The following is a 15,320-nucleotide window of genomic DNA, read 5'->3' as shown; positions in this document are numbered from 1 at the left end:
GACAAGAGCGCCAGGCAGCGGTTTCGCGACTGCCCGGGCCGCCGAAATTGCACGATGAACGCCCCAACGACATTCCAGGAACTCAACCAGCTCGTCGCCGATGCCAAGGCAGGCGAGGCCCGCATACGCGAGATTCCCTACAACTACACCTCGTTCTCAGACCGCGAAGTGGTCATTCGCCTGCTGGGCGAGCATTCCTGGGACTTGCTGAACCGCCTGCGCGATGAGCGCCGCACCGGCCGTTCGGCGCGCATGCTGTATGAGGTGCTGGGCGATATCTGGGTCGTGCAGCGCAACCCCTATCTGCAGGATGACCTGCTGGACAACCCCAAGCGCCGCAAGCTTCTGGTTGATGCGCTGCAGCACCGCCTCAATGAGGTCGAAAAGCGCCGCACCCCCGATGTGGACAGTGAACGTGATGCCATCGTGCAGGAACTGCTGCAGGCTGCCCGCAGTTCGGTAGGCCGTTTTTCTGATTCCTTCGAAGAGATTGCAGAACTGCGCCAGCGGACAGAGCGCAAGCTGCGCAAACTGACCCTGAAAGACAACATCAAGTTTGATGGCCTCTCGCGTGTGTCACATGTGACGGACGCCACCGACTGGCGGGTCGAGTACCCGTTTGTGGTCCTCACGCCTGACACAGAGGTTGAAATGGCTGGCCTGGTCAAGGGCTGCATTGACCTCGGCCTGACGATTGTTCCGCGCGGCGGCGGCACAGGCTACACGGGCGGCGCGATTCCATTGACCTGGAAATCTGCCGTCATCAACACCGAAAAACTCGAAGCCATGACCGAGGTCGAGATGGTCAGGCTGCCCGGCATCGCCGAGCCGGTGGCAACCATCTGGACGGAAGCCGGTGTGGTCACACAGCGAGTGGCCGATGCGGCCGAGCGCGGTGGTTTTGTCTTTGCAGTGGACCCGACATCAGCCGAAGCCTCGTGTATAGGCGGCAATATCGCCATGAATGCAGGCGGCAAAAAGGCGGTGCTCTGGGGCACGGCACTCGACAACCTGGCCTCATGGCGCATGGTGACACCCGATTCGCAGTGGCTGGAAGTCACGCGCATTGACCACAACCTGGGCAAGATTCACGACGCCGCGATGGCCAGCTTTGAGCTCAAGTATTTTGAGGCCGATGGCAAGACGCCAGTGCGCACCGAGCGGCTGGACATTCCCGGCCAAAGCTTCCGCAAGGAAGGCCTGGGCAAGGATGTCACCGATAAATTCCTCAGCGGCCTGCCGGGCATCCAGAAAGAAGGCTGCGATGGCCTGATCACCAGCGCGCGCTGGATCGTGCATCGCATGCCCGTGCACACGCGCACGGTTTGCCTGGAGTTTTTCGGCAATGCCAAGGACGCTGTGCCCAGCATCGTCGAGATCAAGGACTTCATGTTCGCCGAGCAAAAGCGGACCCAGGCATTGGGTTCGCCGGTGCTGCTGGCCGGGCTGGAGCATCTTGACGACCGTTACCTGCGCGCCGTCGGGTACGCGACCAAGTCCAAGCGCGGTGGCCTGCCGAAGATGGTGCTGTTTGGCGACATTGCCGGTGATGACGCTGATGCGGTGGCGCGTGCCACCTCCGAAGTGGTGCGTATCGCCAACTCGCGCGCAGGCGAAGGCTTTATCGCCATCAGCCCCGATGCGCGCAAGAAATTCTGGCTGGACCGCAAGCGCACTGCGGCGATCTCGCGCCACACCAACGCCTTCAAGATCAATGAGGACGTGGTCATCCCCTTGCCGCGCATGGCTGAATACAGCGACGGCATCGAGCGCATCAACATCGAACTGAGCCTGCGCAACAAGATCAGGCTGTGTGACGAGCTGGAGATGTTCTTTCGCACCGGCAACCTGCCCCTGGGCAAGTCGGATGACGCGAACGAAATCCCGTCGGCCGAGTTGCTCGAAGACCGCGTGGGCCAGGCGCTGGCGCTGATTGTCGAGGTGCGCGATTTGTGGGCTGGCTGGCTGCGCGATGTCGAGCCGCTGTTCAAGGACCTTCAGGACCACACGCTGCGTGCAAGCTGGAAGACCCAGTTGCGCGCACCGCTGCAGGCCATCTTCACGGGCGGCGCTTTTCTGCCGATTCTTGACGAGTGCACCGCCATCCACAAACGTGTGCTCAAGGGCCGCGTCTGGGCTGCACTGCACATGCATGCCGGTGACGGTAACGTTCACACCAATCTGCCTGTCAACAGCGATGACTACGACATGCTGCAGACGGCGCATGAGGCGGTTACCCGCATCATGACGCTGGCGCGTTCACTCGATGGCGTGATTTCGGGCGAGCACGGCATCGGCATCACCAAGATGGAGTTTCTGAGCGACCAGGAGCTTCAGCCTTTTGCCGACTACAAGGCCAAGGTTGACCCTGAAGGGCGCTTCAACAAGGGCAAGCTGCTGCGCAACGGTGTTTTCGCTGCCACGCAGAAATTGGCCGCCGAGCCCAACGGACCGCTGAAAGACCTGTTGTCTGATCTGACCAATGCCTACACGCCGAGCTTTGGCCTGATGGGGCATGAATCGCTCATCATGCAGCAGAGCGATATTGGCGCGATTGCCGGCAGCGTCAAGGACTGCCTGCGCTGCGGCAAGTGCAAGCCGGTCTGCGCCACACATGTGCCGCGTGCCAACCTGCTGTACAGCCCGCGCAACAAGATTCTTGCAACCTCGTTACTGGTCGAGGCCTTTTTGTATGAAGAGCAGACACGGCGCGGCGTCAGCATCAAGCACTGGGAAGAGTTTGAAGATGTCGCCGACCACTGCACGGTCTGCCACAAATGCCTGACGCCTTGCCCGGTCGACATTGACTTCGGCGAAGTGTCCATGAACATGCGCAACCTGCTGCGCAAGATGGGGCAGAAGTCTTTCAGGCCGGGCAACACGGCGGCGATGTTCTTCCTCAACGCGACCAGCCCGCAAACCATCAAGTTCATGCGCAGCGCGATGGTCGATGTCGGCTTCAAGGCGCAGCGCCTGGCCAACGATTTGTTGCGCCGCCTGGCGCGCAAGCAGACGGCGCGGCCACCAGCTACCGTAGGCCGTGCGCCGGTGAAAGAGCAGGTCATCCACTTCATCAACAAGAAGATGCCCGGTGGCCTGCCCAAGAAGACGGCGCGTGCGCTGCTGGACATTGAAGACAAGGATTACGTCCCCATCATCCGCAACCCGAAAAGCACGACACCGGAAACCGAAGCGGTGTTTTATTTCCCGGGTTGTGGCTCGGAACGTCTGTTCAGTCAGGTCGGCCTTGCGACGCAGGCCATGCTCTGGCATGCCGGTGTGCAAACCGTGCTGCCGCCAGGTTATTTGTGCTGTGGTTACCCCCAGCGCGGCAGCGGCCAGTTCGACAAGGCTGAGAAGATCATCACCGACAACCGGGTGCTGTTTCACCGTGTGGCCAACACGCTGAATTACCTCGACATCAAGACGGTGGTGGTGAGCTGCGGCACCTGTTATGACCAGTTGCAGGGCTATGAGTTCGACAAGATATTCCCGGGCTGTCGCATCATCGATATCCACGAGTACCTGCTTGAAAAAGGCATCACCCTGCGCACCGACATGCCCGGCGCTGGTTACCTGTACCATGACCCCTGCCACAGCCCCATGAAGCTGCAGGAGCCGATGAAAACGGTCAAGGCGCTCCTGGGCGACAACGTGCTCAAGAACGACCGTTGCTGCGGTGAATCCGGTACGCTGGGCGTTACCCGGCCCGATATCTCTACGCAGATCCGCTTTCGCAAGGAAGAAGAGCTGCGCAAGGGTGAAGACCAGTTGCGCGCCATGGGTGTGGTTGACAGCAAGGAGAACGTCAAGATCCTGACGAGCTGCCCAAGTTGCCTGCAGGGCCTGTCACGCTACGGCAACGATTTGAACAATGGCCTGCTGGAAGCCGACTACATCGTGGTGGAGATGGCCAACCAGATTCTGGGCACCGAATGGCTGCCGGCCTATGTTGAGGCTGCCAATCATGGCGGTATTGAACGGGTGCTGGTCTGATGGCTGGCCTGAGCAAGGACTCCCCAACGCCCACCGCATTGACGGTGCATGGTCAGTCGCACGTGCTGGAGATCGCATTTTCGGATGGTGCTGAATTCAGGATTCCGTTTGAGCTGATGCGCGTGTATTCGCCGTCCGCAGAGGTGCAGGGCCATGGGCCTGGTCAGGAGATCTTGCAGACGGGCAAGCGCGACGTGGATATCTCGGGGATGGAGCCGGTCGGCAATTACGGTGTGAAACCGCTGTTTTCCGATGGTCACGAAAGCGGCATATTCACCTGGGACTATCTCTACGAGCTCGGTTCCGGGCAGGAGAAATTGTGGGCCGACTATGAGGCAAGGCTGGTTGCCGCCGGCATTAGCCGCGACGCCCCCATGGTTGCCGATAACGGGCACGCCTGCGGCAATCACTGAGGTCAGGCGGGAGCTTTATCCGCTTGGGTGGCGGCCTTGGCCACTGTTGTTTTTCAAGCATAAAAGCCGTGAATGCCCCGAACCACCAAAGGGTTGTCGCCGTGATTGGCGGCTTTGACCTCTAGCATTGAGGTATGTCCAGTACCCACTTTGGTTTTCAGTCGGTAGACGAGCAGGAAAAAGCCGGCCGCGTTCGCAGCGTGTTTGACTCCGTCGCGCCGAAATATGACGTGATGAACGACCTGATGTCCATGGGCCTGCACCGCGCATGGAAGGCATACACGGTACTGGTGGCCAACGTGAAGGACGGTCAGTACGTGCTTGACATCGCAGGCGGCACCGGTGACCTCGCCATGGCCTTTGCGCCCAAGGTCGGTGTCAACGGCAAGGTGGTGCACACTGACATCAACGAAGCCATGCTGCGCGAAGGCCGCAACCGCCTGCTGGATGCCGGCATCAGCGTGCCGACGCTGGTTTGCGATGCCGAGCACCTGCCTTTCCCGGATGCCCATTTTGATCTGGTGACGGTGGCTTTCGGCCTGCGCAACATGACGCACAAGGATGCCGCCCTGCTTGAAATGAACCGCGTACTCAAGCCGGGTGGCAAGCTGCTGGTGCTCGAGTTTTCGAAAGTCGCCAAACCGCTGACGAAAATTTACGACTGGTACTCATTCAAGGTGCTGCCAAAAATCGGCAAGCTGGTGGCCAATGACGACTCAAGCTACCGGTACCTGGCCGAGTCCATACGCATGCATCCTGACCAGGACGAGTTAAAGGCCATGATGCTTAAAGGTGGTTTCGGCCATGTGGACTATCACAACATGTCAGGCGGCATCGTGGCATTGCATGTTGGAATCAAGTGTTAACAGCCAACAGTTCAAGAATAACCAAACGAGACAAATTGCCCCAAGGAGACTTTTCATGAAAATCTGGTCCATCATTCTTTCTGCCATGCTGGCATTGACGCTGACCCTGGCGGGCGCAGACGCAGAAGCCAAACGTCTTGGGGGTGGCAAGTCCATCGGCAAGCAGTCGTCCAACGTAACGCAGCGTGAAGCAACTCCGGGCGGTGCCACATCAGCAGCCAAACCCGCCGCACCTGCTGCCGCCGCGCCTGCCGCAGCACCGAAACGCCCTTGGGGTGCGATGCTTGGTGGTCTGGCGGCGGGTCTTGGCCTGGCCTGGCTTGCTTCATCACTCGGTCTGGGTGGCGCATTTGGCCAGATCATCATGTTCGCCCTGCTGGCGCTGGTGGTCATGGTGGTGATCGGTTTTGTGATGCGCAAGCTTAAAGGCCAGTCCGGCGGGCAGGCACAGACGCCGTATGCATTCCAGGGCGCCGGTGATGCCAGCACGGCGACAACGCCCAAAAACTACAGTCCCGAGAATGTCGGCAACGACGCATCTGCGAGGCCGTGGGAACGCAACAGCATGGCTTTTGACGCCAGCAAAAATGCTTCTGGTTCCATGATTGGTTCTGCATTGCTGGGTTCGCAAAACTGGGGTGTACCTGCAGGCTTTGACGCCGACGGCTTCCTCAACGCCAGCAAAACCAACTTCCTGACTTTGCAGGATGCCTGGGACCGCTCCGACATCACCAGCCTGCGCTCCATGATGACCGACGAAATGCTGGAACAGATCAAGGTTCAGCTGGCTGACCGCGAGTCGCACACCGGTGGCGGTACGAACAAGACCGACGTGGTCATGCTCAATGCGCAGTTGCTTGGCATTGAAGAACTCAACGATGTGTATATGGCCAGCGTCGAGTTCTCCGGCATGATCCGGGAAGATGTATCAGCAGGCGCAAGCCCTTTCCGCGAAGTCTGGAACATGACCAAGCCGCGTAACGGTGGCAGCGGCTGGCTGGTGGCGGGCGTGCAGGCACTTCAGTAGCCCCCACGCTCCCCCACTTCGTGTGGGTCGCTGCCCCCCGAGGGGGCCGCCCGCCTATGGCCCGGCGAAGCCGGTTCCATGGCTTGACTTGCACAGGCATCGCTGCGATGAGCAACCCATATGCGTGACCAAGCCAGTCGGTGATTCCGTGTTTATCGGTCAAAATCGGGGACGTATGAATACATCGTCCCCTTTTTCATTTCTGGAATCCCTTGCAAACCGTTTTCAGCCGCCTGCATGGATGGTTGATGAGGGCCAGCAGCGGCTTGTTCTATTCCTGAACCATGTGGTGATGCAGGAAAAAGAGGCGCAAGACCGTCTAATGCGCAAAAAAGGCAATGTCATTCACGTGCGCTGGGGTGTTTTTTCTCTGGATCTGCGGGTCACGCCTGCCGGTTTATTTGACCGGGCACCGGCGTCAGCCAAACCCGATCTGTCGGTTTCTGTAGCAGCCGAATCTCCCTTGGTGGTCGCCCAATCCGTATTTGCAGGTAAACCGCCGCCCGTCAAGATTGAGGGCGATGTCCAGCTTGCAGCGGAACTTGGCTGGCTGGCGGAGAACCTCAGGTGGGACGCAGAGGAGGATTTGTCCCGGGTTGTGGGTGATATCCCTGCCCATGCCCTGGCCGATACGGGTCGAAAAATCCTTGCGGGCCTCAGGCAGTTCATCGCGATGCGGCCCGGAGCACCGGGTACTGCGGTGGTGCCTGCAGCCGCGTCTGGTGCGGGCGATGGCAAGGCTGCTGCATGAGCCGGATTTTTCGCGGGATTTTCATCATCTGGACCGTGCTGCGCTTCGGCCTGGATGAACTGGTGCTCTCCAGCTTTGAGAAGCCCTGGATACGGCTGCTGACGCGCATTGTTTCGGTGGGCCGAAATCTCAGGGCGCCCAGGGGCATGCGCTTGCGGGAGGCGCTTGAAAGTCTGGGGCCCATCTTTGTCAAGTTCGGTCAGGTCATGTCAACCCGGCGCGACCTGCTGCCGACCGACATTGCCGACGAGCTGGCCCGCCTGCAGGACCGGGTGCCCCCCTTCGATTCCGCCATTGCGATTGCGATTATTGAAAAAGCTTTTGGCAGGCCGCTGGCCCAGATCTTCGGGACTTTTGATTCCGTCCCGGTAGCCAGCGCCTCGATTGCACAGGTGCATTTCGCGACCTTGCCAGATGGGCGGGAAGTGGCCGTCAAGGTCCTGCGCCCCAACATGAAGCCTGCAATCGAAAAAGACCTGGCGCTGATGCACATGATGGCCGGCTGGGTAGAGCGCGCCTCTGCCGACGGCAAGCGCCTGAAACCGCGCGAAGTGGTGGCCGAGTTTGACAAATACCTGCATGATGAACTGGACCTGCTCCGCGAGGCTGCCAATGCGGCCCAGTTAAGGCGCAACATGCAGAACCTTGACCTGGTCATGATCCCCGAGATGGTCTGGGATTTCTGCATGCCCGATGTGATGGTGATGCAGCGCATGAAGGGCGTACCCATCAGCCAGATCCAGCGCCTGCGCGATGCGGGCGTCGACATGAAAAAACTGGCGCGTGACGGCGTCACCATCTTTTTCACCCAGGTGTTTCGCGACGGTTTTTTTCATGCCGACATGCACCCCGGCAACATCCAGGTCAGCCTGGAGACTGCGACCTTCGGCCGCTACATTTCCCTGGATTTCGGCATCGTTGGTACGCTGACAGAGATCGACAAGGAATATCTCGCGCAGAACTTCAGCGCCTTTTTCCAGCGTGATTACAAACGTGTGGCTGAGCTGCATATTGAATCCGGCTGGGTTCCCGCGAGCACACGTGTTGATGAGCTTGAAGCTGCAATTCGCGCCTGTTGCGAGCCCTATTTTGACCGGCCACTCAGGGAAATCTCGCTCGGCCTCGTATTGATGCGCCTGTTCCAGACCTCTCGCCGGTTCCACGTCGAAATACAGCCGCAACTTGTGCTGCTGCAAAAAACCTTGCTCAACATCGAGGGCTTGGGCCGGGAGCTTGATCCCGACCTGGACTTGTGGAGCACGGCCAAACCTTTCCTCGAAAAGTGGATGCTGGAGCAGGTAGGTCCTGAAAAACTGCTGGCCCAGTTGAAAGCTGAAGCTCCTGCCTATGCCAAGCTATTGCCCGGTCTGCCCAGACTTTTGTCGCAATATCTAAAAGACAGACCAGCCTCCCATCACAGGGAACTGCTGGAGCTTCTGGCCGAGCAGAAACGTACCAACAAGCTGCTGCAGGGCATCATTTATGGCGGGACCGGATTTTTACTGGGGCTGATCGTCATGCAGGTCGTCATGAAGGTGCATATTTTTTAGGTGACGGCCACTCTTGGGCCTTTGGTTGCGGGGCCTGTAACGGTATTGTGATCCGCGGGCAACGCCTATAATTAAAGGTTTTGCACCTTGGGTGCGAACTCCCGCCGCCTCACCCGAAATACCTATAGCCATGCCAATTTACGCCTACAAATGCGAGTCCTGCGGATTTGCAAAGGATGTTTTGCAAAAAATGTCGGATGCGCCCCTCAGCGTCTGTCCCAATTGCGGCGCGTCTGCCTTCCAGAAGCAGGTAACGGCGGCCGGGTTCCAGCTCAAGGGTTCAGGCTGGTACGTCACTGATTTTCGCGGAGGCCAGGCTACCGGCGCGACCGCACCATCGGGCCAGGGTGAGTCAGCATCTTCGGGGTCTTCGAAATCCGGCGAGTCGACCCCCGCCCCTGCCGCGAGCGCCGCCGCACCTGCGCCGGCTGCATCCCCGGCCCCCGCTCCCAGCAAACCATCTTCCGGCAAGGATGGCGCCTGATGTCTGCGATCCGCAAGTGGCTGCTCGCGGGCCTGCTGGTACTGGTGCCATTGGGCATTACTGTCTGGGTACTCGACTGGATCGTGGTAACGCTGGATCAGACGCTGCTGATTCTCCCGGGCTCCTGGCATCCGGACAAACTGATCGGGTTTCACATTCCCGGCTTTGGTGTTTTGCTTGCGCTGTTTATCGTGTTGCTGATAGGCGCGCTGGCAAGCAACTTCCTGGGAAAGAAGCTGGTCAGCTGGTGGGATATTCTGCTTAATCGCATCCCCATCGTGCGGTCCATTTATTCGAGTGTCAAACAGGTTTCCGACACACTGTTTTCCGAGAATGGCAATGCCTTCCGTAAAGCCCTGCTCATTCAATGGCCCCGTGAAGGCGTCTGGACCATTGGTTTCCAGACCGGTACCCCGGGTGGTGATGTCGTGAACCATTTACCCGGTGATTACCTCAGCGTGTATGTCCCGACCACGCCGAATCCTACTGGTGGCTACTTCGTCATGCTCAGGCGCGAAGACTGCATAGAACTCAAGATGAGCGTTGACGAAGCGCTGACGTATGTGATTTCCATGGGTGTGGTGGTGCCCGGCAGCGCGGCCAATTACAAACCCAAATAAACCTGAAGCGCGGTACGGGTGTCAACTGCGCTGTCCGCAAATGCAATCGAATTTAAAAGCGAATTTATCTATGTCCATGGTGTCCCAAGTCAAATCACAAATGCGCTCACATTACTGTGGGCTGGTGACAGAAGCCCTGATGGGTGAAACCGTCAGCCTGTGCGGCTGGGTTAACCGCAGGCGCGACCACGGTGGCGTTATTTTTGTGGATTTGCGTGATCGTGAAGGTTATGTCCAGGTGGTCTGCGACCCTGATCGCGCCGACATGTTTTCGACGGCAGAAAGCGTGCGCAACGAGTTTTGCGTCCAGGTCAAGGGTGTCGTGCGTGCACGGCCGGAAGGGACCACCAATGACGGCCTGAATAGCGGCAAGATTGAGGTGCTGTGCCATGAGATGACGGTACTCAACCCCAGCGTGACCCCGCCGTTCCAGCTGGACGACGACAACCTGTCGGAGACCACCCGCCTCACGCACCGGGTGCTCGACCTGCGTCGCCCCTACATGCAGAACAACCTGATGCTGCGTTACCGCGTTGCAATGGAGACCCGCAAGTTCCTGGATGCCAATGGTTTTATTGACATCGAAACACCCATGTTGACCAAGAGCACCCCTGAAGGTGCGCGTGATTACCTGGTGCCCAGCCGCGTTAACGAGGGCATGTTTTTTGCCCTGCCGCAAAGCCCGCAGTTGTTCAAGCAACTGCTGATGGTGTCCGGCTTTGACCGTTATTACCAGATCACGAAATGCTTTCGTGACGAAGACCTGCGTGCCGACCGTCAGCCGGAATTCACGCAGATCGATATTGAAACATCGTTCATGGGGGAGCAGGACATCCGCGACATGTTCCAGGGAATGATCAGCAAGATATTCAAGAACGTGCTGGATACCGACCTCGGTGAATTTCCAGTCATGGCCTATGCAGAAGCCATGCATCGCTACGGCTCGGACAAGCCCGACCTTCGCGTGAACCTGGAGTTCACCGAGTTGACGGACATCATGGGCGACGTGGACTTCAAGGTATTCAGCGCACCGGCCACCACGACGGGCGGGCGTGTTGTGGCGCTGCGCGTGCCAGGTGGCTCGGAAATGAGCCGCGGCGAGATAGACGGTTACACCGAGTTTGTGAAAATTTATGGTGCCAAGGGCCTGGCCTGGATCAAGGTCAATGACGTGAGCAAGGGGCGTGAAGGCCTGCAAAGCCCCATCGTCAAGAACATCCATGACGCAGCGATTGCAGAGATACTGAAGCGTACCAACGCCGCCAATGGAGACCTGATTTTCTTCGGCGCTGACAAGGAAAAAATCGTCAACGACAGCATAGGCGCCCTGCGCCTGAAGGTCGGTCACAGTGCTTTCGGCAAGAAGGCTGGTCTCTTTACAGCGGGATGGAAACCCCTGTGGGTGGTTGACTTCCCGATGTTCGAGCATGACGAGGAAAACCAGCGCTGGAGCGCCGTGCATCATCCATTCACGGCGCCCAAGGACGGCCATGAAGACTGGATGGACACCGATCCCGGTAAATGCATCGCCAAGGCTTATGACATGGTCCTCAACGGCTGGGAACTCGGTGGCGGTTCCGTGCGTATTCATCGTGCGGAAGTGCAGAGCAAGGTTTTCAACGCGCTGAAGATAGGCCCGGAAGAAGCGCAGCAGAAATTCGGCTTCCTGCTGGATGCGCTTCAGTATGGCGCGCCCCCGCATGGAGGCCTCGCGTTCGGGCTGGACCGCATCGTCACGATGATGACGGGCGCCGAGTCCATTCGCGACGTGATCGCCTTCCCCAAAACCCAGCGCGCACAGGATCTATTGACGCATGCGCCGGGCCCGGTCGATGAAAAGCAGTTGCGCGAGCTGCATATCCGCCTGCGCAATCCTCAGCCGGCCTGAACGGCGGTGCCGCCAAAATGTAAAGTCGACTTTACATTTTGGCGGGCATGAAGCCTTTTTTGGGGGCTGGATGCCGGAAAAACTGCGAAAAACGCCGTTTTTGAGCCTATAAAACGGCTGCAAGCCAATGGATACGTGCGTGGGCCGCTATTTATTTGATAGCTTTTCCGACAAACTGTTGAAATTGAGTCGACCCGTTCGCGTGCTGTGTACAGGTTATGCGCGCACTCCAGCTGCCGCTCCCTTCATCCTGCCATTGCTCCTGCCGTGTTCCTGCCCTGCGCCCTGCTGCGCTAGCATGGCCTCTTGAACACTTTCAAACTTCCCGAATCCGTGCTGGTGGTGATTTACACCCCCGAACGCGATGTCTTGCTGATCGAGCGCGCCGACCACCCCGGTTTCTGGCAGGGAGTGACCGGTTCGCGCGATTCGCTGTCGGAGCCGCTGGGGACGACGGCCCTGCGCGAGGTGTTCGAGGAAACCGGCATTCGCGGCGCGTCGGGGCAGCTGGCCGACTGGAAGCTATCCAACATCTACGAGATCTACCCCGCCTGGCGCGCGCGCTACGCGCCGGGCGTGACGCACAACACCGAGCATGTGTTCGGGCTGTGCGTGCCCGAAAGGCTGCCGGTGCAGCTCAATCCGCGCGAACACACGGCATTCGAATGGTTGCCCTGGCTGGAAGCTGCAGATCGGTGTTTTTCGCCCTCCAATGCCGAGGCGGTGCTGATGCTTTCCCGAATGGTCGCTCGGCGCAGCGCCTGAACCTTCCGTCGGGATGGGAGCTTCCGCAAAGGGATGCTTGCGTACGCCGCTTTTATCGCGCCGCCTACAGCCCCGTGCAGGCGGCCTTCCTAAGCTGGAATCAGTTTATGGTCTGGATAATTTCACCCACATCTTCCGAATGCAGGATCTGATTGTCCAGAGGCCGGAAGGCCTGTACTGTCCCCCCGGTGATTTTTATATCGACCCCTGGCGGCCCGTTGACCGTGCGGTTATCACACATGCCCATGCTGACCATGCGCGGGTGGGGCATGGCCATTATTTGGCCAGCGCGCCATCCGAAGGCGTGTTGCGGTCCAGGCTTGGCGAAGGCATCAACCTGCAAACGCTGGACTATGGCGACCAGATCACGCACAACAGTGTGAAGGTGTCCCTGCATCCCGCTGGTCATGTCCTGGGTTCTGCGCAGGTCCGGCTTGAGCACGCGGGTCAGGTCTGGGTCGCCAGCGGCGACTACAAGGTCGCACCGGATGCGACGTGCGTGCCTTTCGAGGCTGTGCCCTGCAATGTGTTCATCACTGAATCCACATTCGGCCTGCCCATCTATCGCTGGCGTCCTGATGCAGAACTTTTTACCGAGATCAACACGTGGTGGTCAGGCAATGCCGCGGCCGGCCGGGCGAGCGTGCTCCTGTGTTACAGCTTCGGAAAAGCGCAGCGCATTCTGAGCGGTGTTGACGCCAGCATAGCCCCCATCATCGTTCACGGCGCAGTGCAGACCCTCAATACCGCTTACCGCGCCGCGGGTGTGCACCTGCCCGAAACACAAATGGTCAGCGATGTCATGGATCCCGCTGAATTCAGGCGTGCTCTGGTGCTCTGCCCGCCGGGCGCCGCGGGGGGGCCCTGGATCAAGCGTTTTGGCGATTTCAGCGATGCATTCGCCAGTGGGTGGATGCAATTGCGCGGCGCGCGTCGGCGAGGGGGCTATGACAGGGGATTTGTGCTCAGCGATCATGCCGACTGGCCGGGCCTCATGGGCGCCATAGGGGCGACCGGTGCCAGTCGTGTCATTGTCACGCACGGTAGCGTTCCAGTGCTTGTGCGCTACCTCACTGAACAAGGTCTCCAGGCAGAGGCTTTTGAGACAGAGTACGGCGACGAATCCGCAGACACCCAGTTTGACGCTGCGCCTCCTGCCGCCACCCCATTGCCGGATACGGCCTCATGAAACATTTCGCCCGGCTGTTTACCGAACTCGACGCGACAACATCCACTCTTGCAAAGGTAGATGCCCTGCAAAGATACTTTGCCAGGGCGACGGCAGGCGATGCCGCCTGGGCTGTTTATTTTCTTTCTGGCGGCAAGCCAAGGCAAGTGGTGAAGACTTCCGCATTGCGCACCCTGGCCTGTGATGCGGCGGGTATCGAGGACTGGCTTTTTGAAGAGTGTTATCAGGCCACCGGCGATCTGGCCGAGACCATCGCCTACATTCTTCCGCTGGACTTTTCTGAATCAGACCTGGGTCTTGCGGAGTGGGTGGAAAACCGGCTTCTGCCCCTTCGCGGTTTGCCCGAAGCCGAAGTCGCCTCTCGCATACGTGCTTACTGGTGCGAGCTCGATTCCCAGGGCCGCTTTCTGCTGACCAAGCTGGTCGGTGGCGGCTTTCGTGTGGGTGTCAGCAAGCTGCTTGTGCAGCGCGCGCTGGCGGCCCATTCGGGCGTTGACCCCAAACGCATTGCGCAGCGGATGATGGGCTACGTGGATGCGAAAGCGATGCCCACCGCCGATCGGTATGAGGCCCTGCTTGCGGTCACGGAGGCGGGTTTGGCGGATGTTCAGGACGCGGGGCAGCCCTATCCTTTTTTTCTTGCACACCAGCTGGATACGCCTCTCGAGGGACTGGATGCCAGACTGGGACCTGTTGGTGATTGGCAGGTGGAGTGGAAGTACGACGGCATTCGTGGACAGGTCGTGAAGCGGGCCGGGCAGGTATGGATATGGTCACGCGGCGAAGAACTGGTCACGGAGCGCTTTCCCGAGATTGTTGCGCTGGCCCAGTCACTGCCTGACGGTACGGTGCTGGACGGAGAAATCATGGTGTGGGCCAAGGATGCTGATACGTCTGAATCTTCAATGGGCAGGCCTGCCAGCTTTGCCCTGTTGCAACAGCGTATCGGGCGCAAAACCCTGGGTAAGAAAATCCTGAGTGATGCGCCTGTGACCTTCATGGCGTATGACCTGCTTGAGCTGAAGCATCAGGATATTCGCAGTCAGCCCCAGAGTGATCGCCGCCAGAAGCTTGAGGAGTTGCTGGCTGGTACAGCGCTGAAAATCTCCCCGGTGGAAAAACTGTCTTCGTGGAAGGCCTTTGAAGCGCTGCGTACAGAATCGCGCGCACGCGGTGTTGAGGGTTTCATGCTCAAACGGCTGGATGCGGCCTATGGTACGGGTCGTACCAAGGCTGACGGACTGTGGTGGAAGTGGAAGATAGAACCCATGACGGTCGATTGCGTCCTGATATACGCGCAAGCCGGCCATGGCCGGCGTGCGTCGCTTTACACCGACTACACGTTTGCGGTCTGGAATCGCCGGCCAATCAATGCAGAAGAAGCCGCCGCAGTTGTTCGGGCGATTGAAAAGCGGGAACCTGCTTTGCCTGATGCGTTGCAACTGGTGGCCTTTGCCAAGGCCTATTCTGGTCTGACCGACGAAGAATTTCGCCGGATAGACAGCGTGATTCGCAAAACCACCCTCGAAAAATTCGGACCGGTCCGAAGTGTCAAACCCACCCTTGTGTTTGAGCTGGGATTTGAGGGCATCAATCGCAGCCCGCAGCACAAAAGCGGTATTGCCGTACGGTTTCCCAGAATGCTCCGAATACGCGACGACAAGCCCCTGCATGATGCAGACACGCTGGAGAGTCTTGAGTTGCTATTGAAGTTATAGCTAAAAGGCCGTAATGACAGCAGGCTTGTGGGTGGCTTGGGGCCAAAACCCCG

General features: G+C 59.0%; 12 protein-coding genes. All 12 read left to right on the top strand.

The annotated features are described in order from the left end of the window. The first annotated feature begins 54 nt into the window (after positions 1-54). Entirely contained in the window at positions 55-3,996 is a 3,942-nt protein-coding gene (locus HYX42_RS13785; RefSeq protein WP_293403938.1) for an FAD/FMN-binding oxidoreductase, read from the top strand. Then, the gene (locus tag HYX42_RS13780; protein WP_293403936.1) at positions 3,996-4,409 is read left to right on the top strand and encodes a DUF971 domain-containing protein; all 414 of its coding nucleotides are present in this window, start codon (positions 3,996-3,998) and stop codon (positions 4,407-4,409) included. The genes HYX42_RS13785 and HYX42_RS13780 overlap by 1 nt, the downstream gene beginning before the upstream one ends. A 134-nt stretch (positions 4,410-4,543) precedes the next feature. Then, entirely contained in the window at positions 4,544-5,275 is a 732-nt protein-coding gene (gene ubiE, locus HYX42_RS13775; RefSeq protein ID WP_293403934.1) for a bifunctional demethylmenaquinone methyltransferase/2-methoxy-6-polyprenyl-1,4-benzoquinol methylase UbiE, read from the top strand. Positions 5,276-5,330: 55 nt separating this feature from the next. Then, positions 5,331-6,302 (top strand): TIM44-like domain-containing protein, encoded by a 972-nt coding sequence (locus HYX42_RS13770; protein WP_293403932.1) that lies wholly within the window; start codon positions 5,331-5,333, stop codon positions 6,300-6,302. 175 nt (positions 6,303-6,477) lie between these two features. Next, the gene (locus tag HYX42_RS13765) at positions 6,478-7,053 is read left to right on the top strand and encodes a hypothetical protein (protein ID WP_293403930.1); all 576 of its coding nucleotides are present in this window, start codon (positions 6,478-6,480) and stop codon (positions 7,051-7,053) included. Further along, positions 7,050-8,603 carry a ubiquinone biosynthesis regulatory protein kinase UbiB gene (gene ubiB, locus HYX42_RS13760; protein ID WP_293403928.1) on the top strand — a complete coding sequence of 518 codons (1,554 nt, stop codon included), beginning with the start codon at positions 7,050-7,052 and terminating at the stop codon, positions 8,601-8,603. The genes HYX42_RS13765 and ubiB overlap by 4 nt, the downstream gene beginning before the upstream one ends. A 130-nt stretch (positions 8,604-8,733) precedes the next feature. Then, positions 8,734-9,087 carry an FmdB family zinc ribbon protein gene (locus HYX42_RS13755; protein ID WP_293403926.1) on the top strand — a complete coding sequence of 118 codons (354 nt, stop codon included), beginning with the start codon at positions 8,734-8,736 and terminating at the stop codon, positions 9,085-9,087. Continuing rightward, on the top strand, positions 9,087-9,707 hold the full coding sequence (locus HYX42_RS13750; RefSeq protein ID WP_293403924.1) for a DUF502 domain-containing protein: 621 nt from the start codon (positions 9,087-9,089) through the stop codon (positions 9,705-9,707). Before HYX42_RS13755 ends, HYX42_RS13750 begins: the two co-directional genes overlap by 1 nt. Before the next feature lie 100 nt (positions 9,708-9,807). Next, positions 9,808-11,595, top strand: coding sequence for an aspartate--tRNA ligase (gene aspS / locus HYX42_RS13745; RefSeq protein ID WP_293403922.1), 1,788 nt, complete (start codon positions 9,808-9,810; stop codon positions 11,593-11,595). Between the two features lie 306 nt (positions 11,596-11,901). After that, the gene (gene nudB / locus HYX42_RS13740; protein ID WP_293403920.1) at positions 11,902-12,360 is read left to right on the top strand and encodes a dihydroneopterin triphosphate diphosphatase; all 459 of its coding nucleotides are present in this window, start codon (positions 11,902-11,904) and stop codon (positions 12,358-12,360) included. Positions 12,361-12,499: 139 nt separating this feature from the next. After that, positions 12,500-13,549, top strand: coding sequence for a ligase-associated DNA damage response exonuclease (locus tag HYX42_RS13735; RefSeq protein ID WP_293403918.1), 1,050 nt, complete (start codon positions 12,500-12,502; stop codon positions 13,547-13,549). Beyond that, complete coding sequence (locus tag HYX42_RS13730; protein WP_293403917.1) at positions 13,546-15,267, top strand: ATP-dependent DNA ligase; 1,722 nt, start codon at positions 13,546-13,548, stop codon at positions 15,265-15,267. Before HYX42_RS13735 ends, HYX42_RS13730 begins: the two co-directional genes overlap by 4 nt. Positions 15,268-15,320: the final 53 nt, after the last annotated feature.

This window comes from Polaromonas sp., assembly GCF_016185115.1.
Classification (GTDB): domain Bacteria; phylum Pseudomonadota; class Gammaproteobacteria; order Burkholderiales; family Burkholderiaceae_C; genus Polaromonas.
The sequence above is the reverse complement of the archived record's forward strand: the minus strand, read 5'-3'. Positions and strand labels throughout refer to the sequence as shown.

Excerpts from the sequence above, each read along its gene's own strand:
- HYX42_RS13785 (WP_293403938.1), top strand. The coding sequence starts at position 55 with ATGAACGCCCCAACGACATTCCAGGAACTCAACCAGCTCGTCGCCGAT.
- HYX42_RS13765 (WP_293403930.1), top strand. The coding sequence starts at position 6,478 with ATGAATACATCGTCCCCTTTTTCATTTCTGGAATCCCTTGCAAACCGT.
- ubiB (WP_293403928.1), top strand. The coding sequence starts at position 7,050 with ATGAGCCGGATTTTTCGCGGGATTTTCATCATCTGGACCGTGCTGCGC.
- HYX42_RS13755 (WP_293403926.1), top strand. The coding sequence starts at position 8,734 with ATGCCAATTTACGCCTACAAATGCGAGTCCTGCGGATTTGCAAAGGAT.
- HYX42_RS13750 (WP_293403924.1), top strand. The coding sequence starts at position 9,087 with ATGTCTGCGATCCGCAAGTGGCTGCTCGCGGGCCTGCTGGTACTGGTG.
- HYX42_RS13780 (WP_293403936.1), top strand. The coding sequence starts at position 3,996 with ATGGCTGGCCTGAGCAAGGACTCCCCAACGCCCACCGCATTGACGGTG.
- HYX42_RS13770 (WP_293403932.1), top strand. The coding sequence starts at position 5,331 with ATGAAAATCTGGTCCATCATTCTTTCTGCCATGCTGGCATTGACGCTG.
- HYX42_RS13735 (WP_293403918.1), top strand. The coding sequence starts at position 12,500 with ATGCAGGATCTGATTGTCCAGAGGCCGGAAGGCCTGTACTGTCCCCCC.
- HYX42_RS13730 (WP_293403917.1), top strand. The coding sequence starts at position 13,546 with ATGAAACATTTCGCCCGGCTGTTTACCGAACTCGACGCGACAACATCC.
- ubiE (WP_293403934.1), top strand. The coding sequence starts at position 4,544 with ATGTCCAGTACCCACTTTGGTTTTCAGTCGGTAGACGAGCAGGAAAAA.
- aspS (WP_293403922.1), top strand. The coding sequence starts at position 9,808 with ATGCGCTCACATTACTGTGGGCTGGTGACAGAAGCCCTGATGGGTGAA.